The following is a 16,912-nucleotide window of genomic DNA, read 5'->3' as shown; positions in this document are numbered from 1 at the left end:
TGCCTTTGGCATGGATTCACGCCTTGGGCGCACAGGCATACGGTGCCGTCTCCCTTGCCACCATCGAGTCCCTCGCATGCGCCAGTACCTGCTCACCGCCTTCGGCCTGGACCAGCTGCAGATCGCCCACGCCCACGCCCCCGACCCGCGCCCCGGACCGCACGAAGTGCTGGTCCGGCTCGAAGCCGCTTCGCTCAACTACCGCGACCTGCTGTTGGCCACCGGCCAGCTCTATCGCAACGTGCAGTTGCCGATCGTGCCGATCTCCGATGGCGCCGGGACGGTGCTGGAGGTAGGCCAGGCGGTCACCCGCTTCAAGCCCGGCGACCGGGTGACGACCTTCTACAAGGCGCGCTGGCTGGCCGGACGGATGCGCCCGGAATGGGAGGGCGCCGATCTTGGCGGCCCATGCCCTGGCGTCCTGCGCGAGCTGGCCTGCTTGGATGCCTATTCGCTGGCGCCCGCCCCCGCGGGGCTGTCCAGCGTCCAGGCGGCCACGCTGCCGATCGCCGCGCTCACCGCCTGGCAGACCCTCGAACAGGCGCGCATCACCGCCGGGCAGACCGTGCTGGTGCTGGGCACCGGCGGCGTGTCGCTGTTCGCCCTGCAGATGGCCAAGGCCAGGGGCGCGCGCGTGATCGTGCTCTCCTCCAGCGACGAAAAGCTCGCCCGTGCCGCGCGCCTGGGCGCCGACGCGGGCATCAACTACACCGCGCTTCCGCAATGGGCCGCGCGCGTGCGCGAGCTGACCGGCGGGCATGGCGTCGATGCGGTGGTCGAGACGGTCGGCGCCAGCACGCTGGCGCAGTCGATCCAGGCCACGCGCATGCACGGGTTCGTCGGGGTGATCGGCTTCCTGGGCGGCAGTCAGGCCGGTCTGGCGCTGAGCGAGGTGATCCTGAAGCGGCTACGCGTGCAGGGCATTTCGGTCGCATCGCTGGAAGCGCACGAGCGCATGGTCGCCGCCATCGAAGCCATCGGACTGGAGCCGGTGATCGATGCGGTGTACGGCTTCGACCAGGCGGGCCAGGCCTTGCAGGCCCTGGCCTCGGGCGGTCACTTCGGCAAGCTGGCGATCGACTTCGCCCGCTGACGCGCTCAGGGCGCGTCCGGCCGCAGCAGCAGGCGCAGGTCCGCGCCGACCTGGCGCTGGTCGATCACGCGCAGGCGATGCTGCTGCGCCAGGCTGGCCAGGCCCAGGTGCAGCAGCGGCCGGGCGGCGTCGCCGAGCAGGGTCGGCGCCTGGTAGAGCAGCAGCTCGTCGACCAGGCCGGCGGCCAGCAGCGCGCCGGACAGGGTGGCGCCGGCCTCGACCTGGACCTCGTTGATCCGGTGCTGGGCCAGCACCGTCAGCACCGCGCGCAGATCCAGCCGGCCCTCATGCAGCGGGACTTCCTGGTAGTGCACCTGGCCGTGGTCGGCCACGCGCGGGGCCTGCGGGCCGTGCAGGTAGAGCGTGGGCGCATCGCCTTGCTGCACGCGGGTGTGGGCCAGGCTGGACAGGGTGGCGTCGAGCACCACGCGTAGCGGCGCCACGAAGGGCTGGTCTTCCTCCGGTCGCGCGGTCAGCGCGGGGTCGTCGGCGATGACGGTGCGTGCGCCGGTCAGCAGCGCGCCGGAACGCGCGCGCCAGCGCTGCACGTCCGCGCGCGCGGCCGCGCCGGTGATCCACTTGGACTCGCCGCTGGCCATCGCCGTGCGGCCGTCGATGCTGGCGCCCAGCTTGACCCGCAGCCATGGCCGGCCGCGCACCACCTGCGACAGGAAGCCGCGGTTGAGCTCGCGCGCCTGCGCCTCGAGCAGGCCGACCTGCACGGCGATGCCGGCGGCCTGCAGCCTGCCGAAGCCCGCGCCGTCGACCTGGGCGAAGGGATCGCGCATGGCGGCGACCACGCGCGCCACGCCGGCGGCGATCAGCGCATCGGCGCAGGGCGGCGTGCGGCCGTGGTGGGCGCAGGGCTCCAGGGTGACGTAGGCGGTGGCCCCGCGCGCGCGCTGCCCGGCCGCGCGCAGCGCGAACACCTCGGCATGCGGCTCGCCGGCGCGCTGGTGGAAGCCCTCGCCCACCACCTCGCCGCCGTGCGCGATCACGCAGCCGACCATGGGATTGGGCTTGGTGGTCCACGCGCCGCGCTGGGCCAGGCGCAGGGCGCGGGCCATGTGGGCGTGGTCGATGGCGGAGAACTCAGACATGGGGCGATCCCGGTTCGATGGTCATCACCACCACCTGCAACGCTCCCAGCGGCAGGTGGTCGAGGCGTGTCCAGCCCAGCCGCGCGTAATACGGCACGCGCGCCGGCTCACAGTACAGATGCAGGCGGGCGACGCCCAGCGCGGCGGCGGCGGCCACGCAGTGCCGCACCAGCGCCGCGCCCACGCCCCGCGCACGCGCGGCCGGGCGCACGTACAGCGAGGCCAGCCAGGGCGTGTACGCGGCCAGACGCGGATCGTCTTCGGCCAGCAGGCTCACCGAACCGAGCCAGTCGGCGCCGTCCAGCGCCAGCCAGGTGTTAGCGATGGCGTTGGGCGCGACATGCGTGGCGAGTTCGTCGCGCGCCTGTTCGAAGGTCCACTCCGGCAGCAGTGCGCCGAAGGCCTGCACATGCGTGCGCGCCAGCTCGTCCAGATGCTGCCGGTGATGGCACAGCGGCGCGATCTGCACGGCCGCGCCGGTCAGCGCTTCTTGTTCTTGTCGCCGGCCTTGCCGAAGGGCAGCACCTCGCCACCGAGCAGCGGCAGCTGGCCTTCGCCGGGCAGGTCGCGCTCGAGCCGGTCCAGTTCCTCGCGGAAGTCGGCCACGTCCTCGAAGCTGCGATACACCGAGGCATAGCGCACGAAGGCCACATGATCGAGCTTGCGCAACTCGGCCATCACGAACTCGCCGACCCGGCGCGAGGGCAGCTCGCGCTCGGTGGTACGGCGCAGCTGCTGGATCACCGCGCGCACCGCCGCCTCGACCTGCTCCTCGGACACCGCGCGCTTGTGCAGCGCGCGGTCGAAGCTCTGGCGCAGCTTGCGCGCGTCGAATGGATCGCGCCGACCGTCGGACTTGATGATCGCCGGCAGGCGCAGCTCGATGGTTTCCAGCGTGGAGAACCGCTCGCCGCAGGCCTCGCACTCACGCCGCCGCCGGATGGTCGCCCCATCCTCGGACACGCGCGAATCGATCACGCGGGTGTCGCTGTTCTGGCAGAAGGGGCAGTGCATCAGGTGCCGGGATTGGGGATTGGGGATTCGGGATTGGGAAAAGCAACGGCTTCAGAAAACGAGCTTACGCCCGATCCCGAATCCCCAATCCCGAATCCCCGCTTCTCAGCCATACACCGGAAACTTCCCGCACTGCGCCGTCACCGCCTCGCGCACGCGGGCGATCACGGCCTCGTCGTTCGGCGCGTCCAGCACGTCGGCGATCCAGTTGGCCAGTTCGACCGTGTCGGCCTCCTGGTAGCCGCGCGTGGTGATGGCCGGCGTGCCCAGGCGCAGGCCAGAGGTCACGAACGGCGAGCGCGGGTCGCCCGGCACCGAGTTCTTGTTGACCGTGATGTGGGCCTTGCCCAGCGCGGCCTCCGCATCCTTGCCGGACACGTCCTTGCCGATCATGTCCACCAGCATCAGGTGGTTCTCGGTGCCGCCGGAGACGATCTTGTAGCCGCGCGCGATCAGCGTGCTTGCCATCGCCTGGGCGTTCTTCACCACCTGCTGCTGGTAGGTCTTGAACGCCGGCTCCAGCGCCTCCTTGAAGGCCACCGCCTTGGCCGCGATCACATGCATCAGCGGGCCGCCCTGGATGCCCGGGAACACGATCGACTGCAGCTTCTTGGACAGGTCCTCGAGCTTGTCGCCCGCGCCGGCGGCGCTGGCCAGGATGATGCCGCCGCGCGGGCCGCGCAGGGTCTTGTGCGTGGTCGAGGTGACCACGTGCGCGTGCGGCAGCGGGGTCGGATATACGCCGGCGGCGACCAGCCCGGCCACGTGCGCCATGTCCACGAAGAACCAGGCGCCGACCTTGTCGGCGATGGCGCGGAAGCGCGCCCAGTCCACCACCTGCGAATAGGCCGAGAAGCCGGCCACGACCATCTTCGGCTTGTGCTCCAGCGCCAGGCGCTCGACCTCGTCGTAATCGATCAGGCCGGCCTCGTCCACGCCGTACTGCACGGCGTTGAACAGCTTGCCGGAGGCATTGACCTTGGCCCCGTGGGTCAGGTGGCCGCCGTGGGCCAGCGACATGCCCAGGATGGTGTCGCCCGGCTGCAGCAGGGCGAAATACACCGCCTGGTTGGCCTGCGAGCCGCTGTGCGGCTGCACGTTGGCGTAATCGGCGCCGAAGAGCTGCTTGAGCCGGTCGATGGCCAGCTGCTCGGCGATGTCCACGTATTCGCAGCCACCGTAATAGCGCTTGCCCGGATAGCCTTCGGCGTACTTGTTGGTCAGCTGGCTGCCCTGGGCCTCCATCACCGCCGGGCTGGTGTAGTTCTCGCTGGCGATCAGCTCGACGTGATCCTCCTGACGGCGGACCTCGTGGGCGATGGCCTGGGCCAGCTCGGGATCGTAGCTTTCGATGCGGACGTCACGCGGGAACATCGGGTCTCCAGGGGCAGGCAGGCGGGCGAAGCGGGGCCCGGATTGTAAGCCCCTGAGCCCCCCGAGGCCATGTCGCCCGGGGCTTGCGGCGTGGGCGGCCGCAGGGCGGATGCCGCGCGGGTGGGGCCTTGGCGAGCGCTGGTCGAGCCTCATCGCCGGCATGCCGGCTCCCACAGAAACAAAAAAAGGGCGCGCCGTTGGGGCGCGCCCTCTTGTTGCTTCCCTGCGGCCGACGGCTCAGCGGTTGAGCAGCAGGTCGGTGATGATCCCGGTGGCGATGGCGACCATGATCAGGTTGCCGCGATCGTCGCGGATCCAGTGGTAGCCCGGCGGCGGGCGACGCACGCCGTAGTAATCGTAGTCGTTCACCACGATCGGCCGACCGCTGTAATAGTTCACGTAGCGGTAGCCGCGCTCATAGCCGTATGGGCGGTAGTAGGCGACCGGAGGCGGCGGCGGGCGGTAGTACACCGGGGGCGGCGGCGGCGGGCCAGGACGGTAGTAGCCACCGCTGTAGTAGTTGCGCTCGACCACCACCGGGCGGCTGTAGCGGCCGTCGCGATAGCCATCGCGGTAGGCATCGCGACGATCGTGGCGATCGCGGCGCTCGTCGTGGCGGTCGGCCCAACCGCGCGGACCACCGGGGCCAGGGCCGGGGCCGGCGCCCGGGCCGGGGCCCGGCGGGCCGTGGCGCCAGTCGTCCGCCATCGCCGGCGCGGCCGCCAGCGACATGGCAAGGACGGGAATGCTCAGCAGGGTCAGGATCGTGCGCTTCATGAGGGGTCTCCAGTGCTTCGAGGCACGATGCGATGATGCGCCGGGCCAGTGAACGGAAACTGGCTGGAAACGGCTACAAAAATCGCCGTTCACGACGCCTAGCACCCCCTGTTCAGTTTCGGCCCCAAGGCGCTCGCCGGGCCCGGCCCGCTATACTGTGCGCATCCCTTTCCCGCCAGCGTCGCGCGCCTGAAGTCCCAAGCGTGACGGCGCGGCTGCGTCCTCGTCGGAGACCCCATGTCGCAGTACATCTACACCATGAACCGCGTGTCCAAAGTGGTCCCGCCCAAGCGGCAGATCATCAAGGACATCTCGCTGAGCTTCTTCCCCGGCGCCAAGATCGGCCTGCTCGGCCTGAACGGCGCGGGCAAGTCGACGGTGCTGAAGATCATGGCCGGCGTGGACACCGACTTCGAGGGCGAGGCCCGCCCGCAGCCGGGCATCAAGGTCGGCTATCTGGCCCAGGAGCCCGAGCTCAACCCCGAACACACCGTGCGCCAGGCCGTCGAGGAAGGCGTGGGCGAGGTGCTGCAGGCCCAGGCCGCGCTGGATGCGGTGTACGCCGCCTATGCCGAGGAAGGCGCCGACTTCGATGCGCTGGCCAAGGAACAGGAGCGCCTGGAGGCGATCCTGGCCGCGGGCGACGCCGCCACGCTTGAGCAGCAGCTGGACATCGCCGCCGACGCGCTGCGTCTGCCGCCGTGGGAGGCCATCGTCGGCAAGCTCTCCGGTGGCGAGAAGCGCCGCGTGGCGCTGTGCCGCCTGCTGCTGCAGAAGCCGGACATGCTGCTGCTCGACGAACCGACCAACCACCTGGACGCCGAGTCGGTGGAGTGGCTGGAGCAGTTCCTGGCGCGCTACTCCGGCACCGTGGTGGCCGTCACCCACGATCGCTACTTCCTGGACAACGCCGCCGAGTGGATCCTCGAACTGGACCGCGGCCGCGGCATCCCGTGGAAGGGCAACTACACCGACTGGCTGACCCAGAAGGAAGAGCGCCTGAAGCAGGAAGACAACCAGGAAAAGGCCCGCCAGAAGGCGATCCAGAAGGAGCTGGAATGGTCGCGGCAGAACGCCAAGGGCGGCCGCACCAAGGGCAAGGCGCGCCTGGCGCGACTGGAAGAGCTGCAGTCGGTCGACTACCAGAAGCGCAACGAGACCAACGAGATCTTCATCCCGCCGGGCGAGCGCCTGGGCAATGCGGTGATGGAGTTCAAGCACGTCTCCAAGAAGTTCGGCGACCGCCTGCTGATCGACGATCTCAGCTTCCTGGTGCCGCCGGGCGCCATCGTCGGCATCATCGGCCCCAACGGCGCCGGCAAGTCGACGCTGTTCAAGATGATCACCGGGCAGGTGAAGCCGGACTCCGGCGAGATCGTCGTCGGCCCGACGGTGCAGCTGTCCTACGTGGACCAGAGCCGCGACGCGCTGGAAGGCAACCACAACGTCTTCCAGGAGATCTCCGGCGGCCTGGACATCCTCAACATCAATGGCGTGGAGATCCAGTCGCGCGCCTACATCGGCCGCTTCAACTTCAAGGGCCAGGATCAGCAGAAGCTGGTCGGCTCGCTGTCCGGCGGTGAGCGCGGCCGCCTGCACATGGCCAAGACCCTGCTGCAGGGCGGCAACGTGCTGCTGCTCGACGAACCGTCCAACGACCTGGACATCGAGACCCTGCGCGCGCTGGAAGACGCGCTGCTGGAGTTCCCGGGCAACACCTTCGTGATCAGCCACGATCGCTGGTTCCTGGACCGCATCGCTACCCACATCCTCGCCTTCGAGGGCGACTCGCACGTGGAGTTCTTCCAGGGCAACTACCGCGAGTACGAGGAAGACAAGAAGCGCCGCCTCGGCGACGACGCCGGTCCCAAGCGCCTGCGCTACAAGGCGCTGAAGTAAGGCATCGCCCCATGGCCGCTGGATGCGGCCATGGGCGCATCGGGGCCCTGGATCTGCGCACGCAACGGGGCCGAGAGCAGCGCGCGGCCCACGCCGCCCTGCCGCTGCACACCAGGCATCGGATCTCACCTCAACCGCATCCGCGCCCAGGCCGGGCGCGGCTCTTGGCGTGCGCGCGTGACGCATGCAAGTGGAACTCCGCGTCGCAACTGTCGAAAAATTCACGGCCCGCTCGCATGCGCCCTTCCTAGAATCGCGCCGCACGCCAAGGCGTGTGGTCCTGCGTTCCGTGCGTCGCTGCGTGCGACGGAAGACCGCAGATGCAGCTCGCCGGCGACGCAGCCTGACTCCCCTTCGATCCGCTTGGGGACAGGCGTCAGCGAGTGAAACACCATGGCCCTGGCCATGATCTGGAGTTGTGCATGAACACTGCCGCGCCCCGTCCCGGGCTCCCTCTCTGGCAGAAGATCGTCGCTGTCATCGTCGCCGTCTCCGGCCTGATCCTGGCCGTGGCCGGGGCCTATCTGCTGTCGCTGGGCGGCACCTGGTACTACCTGGTCAACGGCGTGCTGATGCTGATCAGCGGCGTGCTGCTGTTCGCCGGCCGGCTGTGGGGCGCCAAGCTCTACGGCGTGGTGTTCCTGCTCGCGCTGGTGATGACCCTGGTCGAATCGGCCACCCGCCTGTGGGGCTGGGTGCCGCGCATGGGCTACATCACCCTGCTGGGCTTCTTCGTCGCGCTGATGGTGCCGCGCCTGTCGGCCGGCCGGCTGCGCAAGCACGGTTATCTGGCGGCGGCGGGCTGCATCGTGTTCGCGGCGATCGCCTTCGCGCTGGTCTTCCGCACCCAATACGTCGAACACGGCGATGACGCGCCGCAGGCCCCGCTGGCCGCCGGCGACAACGCCAAGGCCCGCGCCGCGCAGGCCGACAGCGAATGGGCCGCTTACGGCCGCGACACCGACGCCACCCGCTATTCGCCGGCCGCGCAGATCACCCCGGAGAACGTGGGCAAGCTCAAGGTCGCCTGGACCTATCACACCGGCGATCTGCCGCCCCCGGGCAAGACCAACAAGTGGGGCGCGCAGAACACGCCGCTGATGATCGGCGACGGGCTGTACGTGTGCTCGGCGACCAACAACGTGTCCAAGCTCGACCCGGCCACCGGCAAGGAGATTTGGAAGTTCGTCTCCGGGGTCAAGTACGAGAACGTGCCCTATACCGCCGCCTGCCGCGGCGTGACCTACTTCGTCTCCAACGCGGTGCCGGAGGGCCAGAGCTGCCATGCGCGCATCATCGTGGCCACGCTGGACATGCGCCTGATCGAACTGGACGCCGCAAGCGGCCAGCCCTGCGCGCAGTTCGGCAGCGAGGGCACGGTCAACCTGCTGACCGGGATGGGCAAGTCGGTGCCGGGCCAGCTGGCGGTGACCTCGCCGCCGGTGGTGGTCAACGGCACCATCTCGCTCAACCACCAGGTGCTGGACAACCAGCGCCGCTGGGCGCCCTCGGGCGTGATCCGCGGCTATGACGCCGAGACCGGCGCGTTCAAGTGGGCCTGGGACGTCAACCATCCCGGCACGGTGTGGCATCAGGAGCCCGGCCCGGGCCAGGAATACAGCCGCGGCACGCCCAACTCCTGGGGCCCGATGGCCGGCGACAACGCGCTCAACCTGATCTACGTCCCCACCGGCAACTCGGCCGCCGACTACTACGACCAGCTGCGCACGCCGGCGGAGAACGCGGTGGCGTCCTCGATCGTGGCGCTGGATGCGACCACCGGCGAGCAGAAGTGGGTGTTCCAGACCGTGCACAAGGACACCTGGGACTACGACATCGGCTCGCAGCCCACGCTGCTGGACTTCCCCGACCACAGCGGCACGCCGGTGCCGGCGATGATCATTCCGACCAAGCGCGGCCAGCTGTTCGTGGTCGACCGCCGCAACGGCAAGCCGCTGCTGCCGGTCGAGGAGCGCCCGGCCGACACCAAGGTGACCGTGCCCGGCGAGAGCCGCGCCAGCACCCAGCCGTGGTCGACCGGGATGCCGCGTCTGGGTATGCCGGACCTGAAGGAATCGACCATGTGGGGCATGACGCCGTTCGACCAGCTGTATTGCCGGGTCAAGTTCCGCCAGGCGCATTACACCGGCGAGTTCACCGCGCCGCAGCTCAAGCAGCCGTGGATCGTCTTCCCCGGCTACAACGGCGGCAGCGACTGGGGCAGCGTGGCCTACGACCCGGCCCGCGGCATCCTGGTGGCCAACTGGAACGTCACCCCGATGTACGAGCACTACATCCCGCGCAAGCAGGCCGACGCGCAGGACCTGTACTCGATCGACGATCCGCGCTACACGCCCGGCAAGGGCGGCGCCGAAGGCCCCGGCGCGATGGAGGACACGCCGTATGCGATCTCGGCGTCGGCCTTCATGGTCCCGGGCCTGAAGACCCTGTGCAACGAGCCGCCCTACGGCATGATCACCGCGATCAACCTGCACGATCAGAAGGTGATCTGGCAGCAGCCGCTGGGCACGGCCCGCGCCAACGGCCCGCTCGGCCTGCCGACCGGCCTGCCGATCCAGATCGGCACGCCCAACAACGGCGGCCCGGCGATCACCGCCGGTGGACTGGTGTTCGTCGCGGCGGCCACCGACAACCTGCTGCGCGCCATCGACCTGAAGACCGGCAAGGTGCTGTGGACCTCGGTGCTGCCCGGCGGCGGCCAAGCCACGCCGATGACCTACACGGTCAACGGCAAGCAGTACGTGGTGCAGATGGCCGGCGGTCACCACTTCATGGAAACCCCGATCAGCGACGCGCTGGTGGCTTACTCCCTGCCGTGACGGAGATTCCCGGCGCCCTCACTCGGGGCGCCGGCGTTCTAAACCGAGCGTTGCAACCATCCAAAGCAAAGGCCGCCCGCAGAGCCTCCGCGGGCGGCCTTTGTTTTGGATGGGAGCGACCATCTCTCCCTGTAGAGCGGAGCTTGCTCCGCTGGGGCTTCCCTGTGATCCGGCCGAAACGCAGCGGAGCAAGCTCCGCTCTACGGGAGTCGCCGGCGGCGATAGGCTCTTCCCGGTAATGTCCCATCGCCGCCATTGGCCGAAAAGGCCACAAGGGCGGCTCCCACCTTCAGATCAGCTTGGTGGCGTTGTTCAGCACGTAGTCGCAGGCCTTGTCCTTGAGCTTGCCCGAGACCGCGTCCAGGTTGAACGACTGCCCGCCCTCGCCCTTGAGCACGCCCATCAGGCCGCGCTGATAGTCCGGCGACTGCTCCGGCTTCTGCGCGCCGCCCAGGCCGTACTTGGACAGCAGCTTGTCCTTGACGCCACTGACCGCATCGGCGCTGAGGTACTTGCGCTGCACGCAGTACTGCAGCACACCGGCCGCATTGCCGGCGGTGTTGCCACCGATCGCCGGCAGCGACAGCCCGCCCAGCGCCCCCAGGCCACCGGCCGCCTCGCCGCCGGCCGGCGCCGCCTGGCCGGTGTGCTGCTTGAGCAACTGCTTGAAATCCTGCGCCTGCACAGCGCCGGCCAAGGCCAGCGCGCCCAGCATCAGCGCGGCCTTCAGGGAACGGGATGTCGTCTTCATGACCTACCTTCGCAAGATCCGTGGACAGATCGCGCAGGCTAGCAGCGTGGCGTTAATGCCGCGCCTTGCCGCATGCGGCGTGCGCCGGCTCACTTGCCCTCGCCGATCTCCGGGAACAGCACGTCGGTGAACCCGAACGTGGAGAAATCCTTGATCCGCGACGGATACAGAATGCCGTCCAGGTGATCGACCTCGTGCTGGATCACGCGCGCATGGAAGCCTTCGGCGACCTGCTCCACGCGCTGGCCGCCGGCGTTCCAGCCGCTGACCCGGATCCGCCGATAGCGCGGAATCACCGCGCGCAGGCCGGGAATGGACAGGCAACCCTCCCAGCCGTCCTCCAGCTCGTCGGTGAGCGGTTCGATGAGCGGATTGAACAGCGCCGTGCGCGGCACCGAGGGCGCGTCGGGGTAGCGCGCGTTGTGCTCGAAGCCGTACACGATCACGCGCTTGCTCACCGCCACCTGCGGCGCGGCCAGGCCGACGCCGCCGGCCTCGTCCATGGTCTGGAACATGTCATCGACCAGGTCGCGCAGCTCGCCGGTGGCGAAGTGCTCGACCGGCTCGGCCCGGGCCAGCAGCACGGGGGCTCCCATGCGGACGATGTTGCGGATCATCGGGGCGACTCCTGCGACTTCGGAAGCCCCGAGCTTAAGCCCGGCCCGGCCGGCCCGCACCTGGCGCGTGGCGCCGGGTCAGGCCAGGAAGCCCAGCGTCGGGCTGGCGAAGTTGCCCAGACCCGGGAAGATCGCCGCCAGGTCCGAGGCGCCCACACCCATCCACTGGGCGAAGGTGGCGCCGAACTGGTTGGTGGAGGTGGTCGGGATCATGCGACCGCGATCGACCGCCTGGTCGCCGTTCAACTCCAGGATCGGATAGCTGCCGAACACGCGGCCGCCGGCCAGTGGACCGCCGGAGGACTGCGGGCCGCCCATCATCAGCTGCACGCCGCCCCAGGCGTGGTCGGTGCCATTGCCGTTGCTGTTGAGCGTGCGGGCAAAGTCGCTGTTGGTGAAGCTGACCACGTCGTTGAGCGCGCCGATTTCCACCAGCGCGTTGCGGAAGGCGAACAGCGCATCGGAGACCTGCCCCAGCAGCCGCGGCTGGCCGTTGGCGACCATCTGCCCGTCGTGGGTGTCGAAGCCGCCCATGCTGGCGAAGTAGATCTGCCGGTTCTGCCCCAGCGCGCTGGTCCGGCTGGCCTTGATCGAGCGGGCGATCATGCGCAGCTGCGAGGCCAACCCGTTGCCGGACGGGAACACGGTGGCGATGTCGCCGCCGTTGTTCGCATCCAGCGCGGTGCGCATGGTGCTGCCGATCAGCATCGCGCTTTCGCCCTGCAGCGCGTACTGGTCCTGCATCAGCGGCGTGTAGCGATGCTTGACCAGCGCGGCCAGCGCCTCGCGGCGGATGCGGTCGGGCGTGGAGTTGACGTTCTCGAAGTTGCGCAGCGCCGCCGGACCGCCGGTGGACATCACATAGGGCGAGATCGAGGTGCCGGTCTGGAACAGGTTGTTGCCGGCCAGCGAGATGGTCGGCGGCAGCGCGGTGAAGCCGCCGCTGTTGGCGCCCTTGATGCGCTCGCCCAGGGTGCCGCCCCAGCCGACGTTGGAACTGCGCAGTTCCGACTCGCCGCGCATCCACAGCGCCTGCTGGTCGTTGTGCGAGAACAGGTTGTAGGGCAGGCGCTTGGCCTTGGCGGTGTACTCGGCCTTGGTGGTCGGCTGCACCAGCGTGCCGACGTTGGCCATGAACGCCAGCTCGCGGTTGTCGAACAGGGTCTTCATGCCGGCGCAGGCCGGGTGCAGGCCCCAGGCCTTGCCCGCCGTGTCGGTGACCTTGAGCAGCGCGTCGCGGGCGATGCCCAGGCCCTGGCTGTTGGCGGCCGCGTCGTACACGCCGCCGCGGCTCTTGAGATAGACGTCGTACTCGGCCTGCACATGCGGGATGAGCATGTTGAACGAGTCGTTGCCGCCGAACAGGAAGATGCACACCAGCGCGCGGTAGTTGCCGGTGCCCACCGCGGTGGAACTCTGCGCCAGCGCGCGGCCGACCAGTTCGAACTGCGGCAGGGTCGCGGCGACGGCGCCGCCGGCCAGCATCAGCTGCAGCGAGCGCAGGAAGGTCCGGCGGTCCTGATTGACCTGTCGAGACATGTTCGTGCGGCTCCTATCGCTGGATCACGAAATCGGGGGAGGCCAGCGCCAGCTGGACCAGGGACTGCACCCGTTCGGCGCTGCTGCGCTTCTCGGTCTGCAGCTTGTTGAGCATGTCGATCATCGTGGCGCGGGTGTCGGCGGACAGGTTGCCGGCGAACAGCAGCGCGGAGATCTCATCGACCATGCCGGCGTGGTTGCCGGCATCGGCCAGCGCCTGCAGGCTGGTGGCGTCGAGCACCGGCGCGTTGGTCCGCGCGGTCGGCGCGGCGGTCTTCAGATTGCCGCAGGCGGCGTTGCACACCTCGTTGAAGGTGCTCACGAAGCTGGAGTCGTTGAGCAGGTCGAACTCCGGCGCATACAGGCCATCGACGCCGTCGGCGGCCTGCAGGCGCGCGTCGGGCGAGAAGAAGTTGAACACCGACGGCGAGCGCAGCGAGTCCTGGCCCAGCGACACGCTGAAGTCGTAGGACGCGCCGAAGGAGAACGCGTACTGGCCGTCGTCGCGCGGCACGTACTTGGCGTCGAAGGCGCGCCACAGCGTGGTCAGCTGGATCAGCGGCTCGCGCAGCTTGCCGTAGCTGGTGTCGGTGGCGGCCGGCGCGGTGCGCGCCTCGGTGTCCATCAGGATCGCCTTGATCACCTTGCCCAGATCCCCGTTGGAGCTGGCCCACACTTTGGTCACGCGGCCCACGTAGGCCGGGCTGGGATTGCTGGTGACGAAGCGCTGGATCAGCTGGCGGCTGATGAAGGGCGCGGTGTTGGCATGGCTGGCCAGCGCGTCGAGCGCCTTGGCCAGCGTCTTGGTGCAGTCGTTGCCTTCGGCGATGACGATGCCGTTGAAGATGGTCTTGGGCTGGTCGTCGTGGTAGTCCGGCACGCAGGTCATCGGCTTGGCGTCGTTGTCCGGCAGGCCCTTGTAGAAGGTGTCCTTGGTCGCGCCATTGATCGACCAGCCGGTGAACACCCGCGCCATCGCACTCACCACCGCCTGGTCGTAGGTGGGGATGGTGTTGCCCGAGGCATCGGTCTTGACGGTGAAGTCGGCGTTGCGCTGGACCAGGCCGATGGAGAACAGCTGCATCACCTCGCGCGCATAGTTCTCGTCGGGGACGATGGTGACCGTCAGTCCCTGGCCATTCCTGTAGCTGACCGCCTTGCGGTTGCGGATGTGGCTGAGGTAGGTGCCCATCGCCGGGTGCAGGGTGACCTTCTCCAGCAGGTCGCGATAGGTGCCGAACGCATTGCTGTCCAGCATGTCCTGGTAGTTGGCGATGCGGCCGAAGTTGGCCGTGTTGTAGTCGCGGTCGGAGACCACGAAGATCTCGCTGAGCGCGAAGCCCATGCGCAGGCGCAGCTGGTCCTTGGCGGTCACCGCCTGCCACAGCCAGTAGTTGCGGCGCTCGGCGTAGCTCAGGCTGGCCACCGGGATGGACAGGATGTGCGGCTCCATCAGCGTCGGCGCGGTCTTAGACGCGTCGATCTGCTCGTCGATCCAGGCGCCGTACCCGATCTGGCGCACGCGGGCGATGTCGGCTTTGGTCGGGCCGAAGCTGGCCTGGGTCAGAAAGCGCGCCGCCTCCGCATCGGTGGTCGGCTTGTCGCTGGGCGTGGTCGGGGTGGTGACCGGCGTGGAGGGCGAGGTCGAGGCCGAAGACGACCCGCCGCCGCCCCCGCCGCCGCCGCAGCCAGCCAGAAGGAGCAGCAGCCACAGCGTGGCAGCCGCGCGTACAAGCGTCATGTCGAGCACCCCGGCGCCACCCCTGATCCGCCCGAAGCGGCGGATGATCGCCGTCGGCTGCGGCGTCAAGACAGAGTGAAAATTACGCCAAAATAGGTGTCAAGTCCGCCAAGTTGTCGGTGATCGAAAGCTTGCCGCAGGTCACAGATCCTGCTCGGGCGGCAGCCCGAAGACCTGCCGCAGATAGCGCACATAGCCCGGGTCGTCGCACATGCTCTTGCCCGGCGAGTCGGACAGCTTGGCCACTGGCTGGCCGTTGCAGCGGGTCATCTTGATGACGATGTTCAGCGCCTTGGGGCCCAGATCGTTGGTCAGGTTGGTGCCGATGCCGAAGGCCAGGCGGCAGCGCCCCTTGAAGTGCGCGTACAGCTCGGCCACCCGGTCCACGTCCAGGCCGTCGCTGAACACCAGCGTCTTGGCGCGCGGGTCGGCGCGGTTGGCGGCCAGGTGCGCCAGCATCCGCTCGCCCCAGCGCAGCGGATCGCCCGAGTCGTGGCGCATGCCGTCGAAGAGCTTGCAGAAGTACATGTCGTAGTCGCGCAGGAACGCATCGGTGCCGACCACGTCGCTCAGCGCGATGCCGAGGTCGCCGCGGTACTCGCGCGCCCAGGCCTCCAGCGCGGCGGCCTGCGAATCGCGCAGGCGCGGGCCCAGCGCCTGAAAGGCCTGCAGCCACTCGTGCGCCATCGTGCCCAGCGGCGTCATGCCGTACCGGTAGGCGAAGTGGACGTTGCTGGTACCGACGAACTGCTCGCCCAGCCCGTCGCGCAGCTGCGGCAGCAGGCGTGCGTGCCAGGCGCGCGAATAGCGCCGGCGCGTGCCGTAGTCGGCGATGGCGCAGCCGGCCGCGTCGGGGATGGCGCGCAGGCGCGCCAGCTTGGCCTGCAGCCGGCGCTCGCCTTCGACCAGATCGCCCTGCCCCAGCGCGTCGAAGTACACCTCGTTGATGATCGCCAGCAGCGGCACCTCGAACAGGATCGTGTGCAGCCACGGCCCCTCGATCTCCAGCGCGATCTCGCCGGGCACCTGGTCCGAGGCGCGCAGGGTGATGTACTTGCGATCGAAGTGGAACAGGCCGAGGAAGTCGACGAAATCCGGCTTGACGAAGCGCAGCCCGCGCAGGTAGTCCAGCTCGTCCGCGGTGAAGCGCAGCGCGCACAGCGCGTCGATCTCCTCGGAGATGCGGTCCAGGTGCGCGGCCAGGTCGATGCCCGGCGTGCGGCACTTGAAGCGGTATTGCACCTGCGCGGCAGGGTGCTGATGCAGCACCGCCTGCATCATCGTGAACTTGTACAGGTCGGTGTCGAGCAGCGATTGGATGATCATGCGGCCATTGTGCACCGCGCGGGCACGGCGATGGCGTCGACGCCCGCGCCGCTAGTCCACCACGCGCCCGCCCTTCATCAACGCCGGTTCCACCTGGTCCTGCTGTTGCGCCATCAGCCTGGCCAGCGTGCGCGGGTGGACGCCGTAGTGCTTGGCCAGCTGCTTCGAATCCCAGCCACGCAGCTGTGCCAGTTCGCTGGCTTCCACGCACTGTTCGACCGTCAGCGATGGCCTTCGGCCCAGCTTCCTGCCCTGCACACGCGCAGCGGCCAGGCCGGCTCGCGTCCGCTCGCTGATCAGCGAGCGCTCGAACTCGGCCAGCGCGGCCATGATGTGGAACACCAGGCGGCCTCCCGATGAGGCCGTGTCGATGCTCTCGGTCAGGGACTGGAAGCAGATGTCGCGCTCGCCCAGCACATCCAGCAGCTGGACCAGGTTGATCAACGAGCGGCCAAGCCGGTCCAACCTCCAGACGACGAGCTTCCCACCCGGCTTGAGTCGCCGCAGCGCCTTGTGCAGGCCAGGGCGGCTGCCGTGCCTGCCCGAGACACCCTGGTCCGTATAGATCTTGGTGCAACCGGCGGCCTTGAGCGCCAGGATCTGCAGGTCGAGATTCTGGTCGCCCGTCGAGACGCGCGCGTAGCCGATGATCATGGTGACGCCCCCCAGTGTTGCCAACCGCGCCGGGTGGGACCACATCTGCGGATCCAGCGGAAAATCCAGAGAAGACAGCGTTCGAACATGGCACTGGTCAAGCATGCGCGGTCGCCTGTGCGAACCTGCGGCCTGCGCTTGCCCAACTCTTGTTCCGTCAATGTCGCATGTCGTGTCTGGTCGCTCT

The 16,912-nt window shown here is 68.9% G+C and carries 15 protein-coding genes; 3 read left to right on the top strand and 12 right to left on the bottom strand.

The genetic code is table 11. The features are described from left to right. Nucleotides 1-76: 76 nt before the first annotated feature. The gene (locus QE438_RS18280) at nucleotides 77-1,093 is read left to right on the top strand and encodes an NAD(P)-dependent alcohol dehydrogenase (protein WP_306993551.1); all 1,017 of its coding nucleotides are present in this window, start codon (nucleotides 77-79) and stop codon (nucleotides 1,091-1,093) included. A 5-nt stretch (nucleotides 1,094-1,098) separates the two neighbouring features. Here QE438_RS18280 and ribD read toward each other — a convergent pair whose 3' ends face one another. From ribD to QE438_RS18255, 5 genes are all read right to left on the bottom strand, one after another. Beyond that, nucleotides 1,099-2,193 carry a bifunctional diaminohydroxyphosphoribosylaminopyrimidine deaminase/5-amino-6-(5-phosphoribosylamino)uracil reductase RibD gene (gene ribD, locus QE438_RS18275; protein WP_306993553.1) on the bottom strand — a complete coding sequence of 365 codons (1,095 nt, stop codon included), beginning with the start codon at nucleotides 2,191-2,193 and terminating at the stop codon, nucleotides 1,099-1,101. Then, nucleotides 2,186-2,662, bottom strand: coding sequence for a GNAT family N-acetyltransferase (locus QE438_RS18270; protein WP_306993555.1), 477 nt, complete (start codon nucleotides 2,660-2,662; stop codon nucleotides 2,186-2,188). The genes ribD and QE438_RS18270 overlap by 8 nt, the downstream gene beginning before the upstream one ends. Nucleotides 2,663-2,673: 11 nt before the next feature. Next, a complete protein-coding gene (nrdR, locus tag QE438_RS18265) occupies nucleotides 2,674-3,207 on the bottom strand; it encodes a transcriptional regulator NrdR (RefSeq protein ID WP_130515424.1) in 534 nt (177 codons plus the stop codon). 105 nt (nucleotides 3,208-3,312) lie between these two features. Further along, entirely contained in the window at nucleotides 3,313-4,581 is a 1,269-nt protein-coding gene (glyA, locus tag QE438_RS18260; RefSeq protein WP_306993557.1) for a serine hydroxymethyltransferase, read from the bottom strand. 237 nt (nucleotides 4,582-4,818) lie between these two features. Beyond that, nucleotides 4,819-5,358 (bottom strand): RcnB family protein, encoded by a 540-nt coding sequence (locus tag QE438_RS18255; RefSeq protein WP_235872958.1) that lies wholly within the window; start codon nucleotides 5,356-5,358, stop codon nucleotides 4,819-4,821. Nucleotides 5,359-5,595: 237 nt separating this feature from the next. On the opposite strand from QE438_RS18255, the gene ettA reads away from it, so the two are divergent. Next, nucleotides 5,596-7,257 carry an energy-dependent translational throttle protein EttA gene (gene ettA / locus QE438_RS18250; RefSeq protein WP_130523166.1) on the top strand — a complete coding sequence of 554 codons (1,662 nt, stop codon included), beginning with the start codon at nucleotides 5,596-5,598 and terminating at the stop codon, nucleotides 7,255-7,257. Here the strand turns inward: ettA and QE438_RS18245 are convergent. Next, nucleotides 7,239-7,376, bottom strand: a complete 138-nt coding sequence (locus tag QE438_RS18245) for a hypothetical protein (protein WP_306993560.1) — start codon at nucleotides 7,374-7,376, stop codon at nucleotides 7,239-7,241. The two genes, ettA and QE438_RS18245, sit on opposite strands and share 19 nt — an antisense overlap. A 303-nt stretch (nucleotides 7,377-7,679) precedes the next feature. Between QE438_RS18245 and QE438_RS18240 the strand changes: the two genes are divergently transcribed. Continuing rightward, entirely contained in the window at nucleotides 7,680-10,097 is a 2,418-nt protein-coding gene (locus QE438_RS18240; RefSeq protein WP_306993562.1) for a membrane-bound PQQ-dependent dehydrogenase, glucose/quinate/shikimate family, read from the top strand. A gap of 289 nt (nucleotides 10,098-10,386) precedes the next feature. Here QE438_RS18240 and QE438_RS18235 read toward each other — a convergent pair whose 3' ends face one another. The 6 genes from QE438_RS18235 to QE438_RS18210 form a co-directional block, all read right to left on the bottom strand. Further along, a complete protein-coding gene (locus QE438_RS18235; protein ID WP_286576595.1) occupies nucleotides 10,387-10,848 on the bottom strand; it encodes a DUF2501 domain-containing protein in 462 nt (153 codons plus the stop codon). 89 nt (nucleotides 10,849-10,937) lie between these two features. Continuing rightward, nucleotides 10,938-11,465: a peptide deformylase gene (def, locus tag QE438_RS18230; protein WP_130523163.1), complete on the bottom strand. Its 528-nt coding sequence runs from the start codon at nucleotides 11,463-11,465 to the stop codon at nucleotides 10,938-10,940. A 78-nt stretch (nucleotides 11,466-11,543) separates the two neighbouring features. After that, complete coding sequence (locus QE438_RS18225; protein WP_306993565.1) at nucleotides 11,544-13,004, bottom strand: DUF1501 domain-containing protein; 1,461 nt, start codon at nucleotides 13,002-13,004, stop codon at nucleotides 11,544-11,546. A gap of 13 nt (nucleotides 13,005-13,017) precedes the next feature. Further along, a complete protein-coding gene (locus QE438_RS18220) occupies nucleotides 13,018-14,745 on the bottom strand; it encodes a DUF1800 domain-containing protein (protein WP_306993567.1) in 1,728 nt (575 codons plus the stop codon). A gap of 141 nt (nucleotides 14,746-14,886) precedes the next feature. Next, nucleotides 14,887-16,071, bottom strand: coding sequence for a nicotinate phosphoribosyltransferase (pncB, locus tag QE438_RS18215; RefSeq protein ID WP_306993569.1), 1,185 nt, complete (start codon nucleotides 16,069-16,071; stop codon nucleotides 14,887-14,889). Between the two features lie 51 nt (nucleotides 16,072-16,122). Then, on the bottom strand, nucleotides 16,123-16,725 hold the full coding sequence (locus QE438_RS18210) for a recombinase family protein (protein ID WP_130523682.1): 603 nt from the start codon (nucleotides 16,723-16,725) through the stop codon (nucleotides 16,123-16,125). Nucleotides 16,726-16,912 lie beyond the last annotated feature (187 nt).

Origin of the sequence: Pseudoxanthomonas sp. SORGH_AS_0997 (genome assembly GCF_031453535.1) — a bacterium.
GTDB classification, from domain to species: domain Bacteria; phylum Pseudomonadota; class Gammaproteobacteria; order Xanthomonadales; family Xanthomonadaceae; genus Pseudoxanthomonas_A; species Pseudoxanthomonas_A winnipegensis.
This window is presented reverse-complemented; position numbering and strand designations above follow the sequence as displayed.

What these genes read in the sequence shown, in the direction of transcription:
- QE438_RS18210 (WP_130523682.1), bottom strand. Translation starts at nt 16,725, where the DNA reads ATGATCATCGGCTACGCGCGCGTCTCGACGGGCGACCAGAATCTCGAC.
- QE438_RS18280 (WP_306993551.1), top strand. Translation starts at nt 77, where the DNA reads ATGCGCCAGTACCTGCTCACCGCCTTCGGCCTGGACCAGCTGCAGATC.
- QE438_RS18220 (WP_306993567.1), bottom strand. Translation starts at nt 14,745, where the DNA reads ATGACGCTTGTACGCGCGGCTGCCACGCTGTGGCTGCTGCTCCTTCTG.
- QE438_RS18235 (WP_286576595.1), bottom strand. Translation starts at nt 10,848, where the DNA reads ATGAAGACGACATCCCGTTCCCTGAAGGCCGCGCTGATGCTGGGCGCG.
- nrdR (WP_130515424.1), bottom strand. Translation starts at nt 3,207, where the DNA reads ATGCACTGCCCCTTCTGCCAGAACAGCGACACCCGCGTGATCGATTCG.
- glyA (WP_306993557.1), bottom strand. Translation starts at nt 4,581, where the DNA reads ATGTTCCCGCGTGACGTCCGCATCGAAAGCTACGATCCCGAGCTGGCC.
- QE438_RS18240 (WP_306993562.1), top strand. Translation starts at nt 7,680, where the DNA reads ATGAACACTGCCGCGCCCCGTCCCGGGCTCCCTCTCTGGCAGAAGATC.
- QE438_RS18255 (WP_235872958.1), bottom strand. Translation starts at nt 5,358, where the DNA reads ATGAAGCGCACGATCCTGACCCTGCTGAGCATTCCCGTCCTTGCCATG.
- QE438_RS18245 (WP_306993560.1), bottom strand. Translation starts at nt 7,376, where the DNA reads ATGCCTGGTGTGCAGCGGCAGGGCGGCGTGGGCCGCGCGCTGCTCTCG.
- ettA (WP_130523166.1), top strand. Translation starts at nt 5,596, where the DNA reads ATGTCGCAGTACATCTACACCATGAACCGCGTGTCCAAAGTGGTCCCG.
- def (WP_130523163.1), bottom strand. Translation starts at nt 11,465, where the DNA reads ATGATCCGCAACATCGTCCGCATGGGAGCCCCCGTGCTGCTGGCCCGG.
- QE438_RS18225 (WP_306993565.1), bottom strand. Translation starts at nt 13,004, where the DNA reads ATGTCTCGACAGGTCAATCAGGACCGCCGGACCTTCCTGCGCTCGCTG.
- pncB (WP_306993569.1), bottom strand. Translation starts at nt 16,071, where the DNA reads ATGATCATCCAATCGCTGCTCGACACCGACCTGTACAAGTTCACGATG.
- ribD (WP_306993553.1), bottom strand. Translation starts at nt 2,193, where the DNA reads ATGTCTGAGTTCTCCGCCATCGACCACGCCCACATGGCCCGCGCCCTG.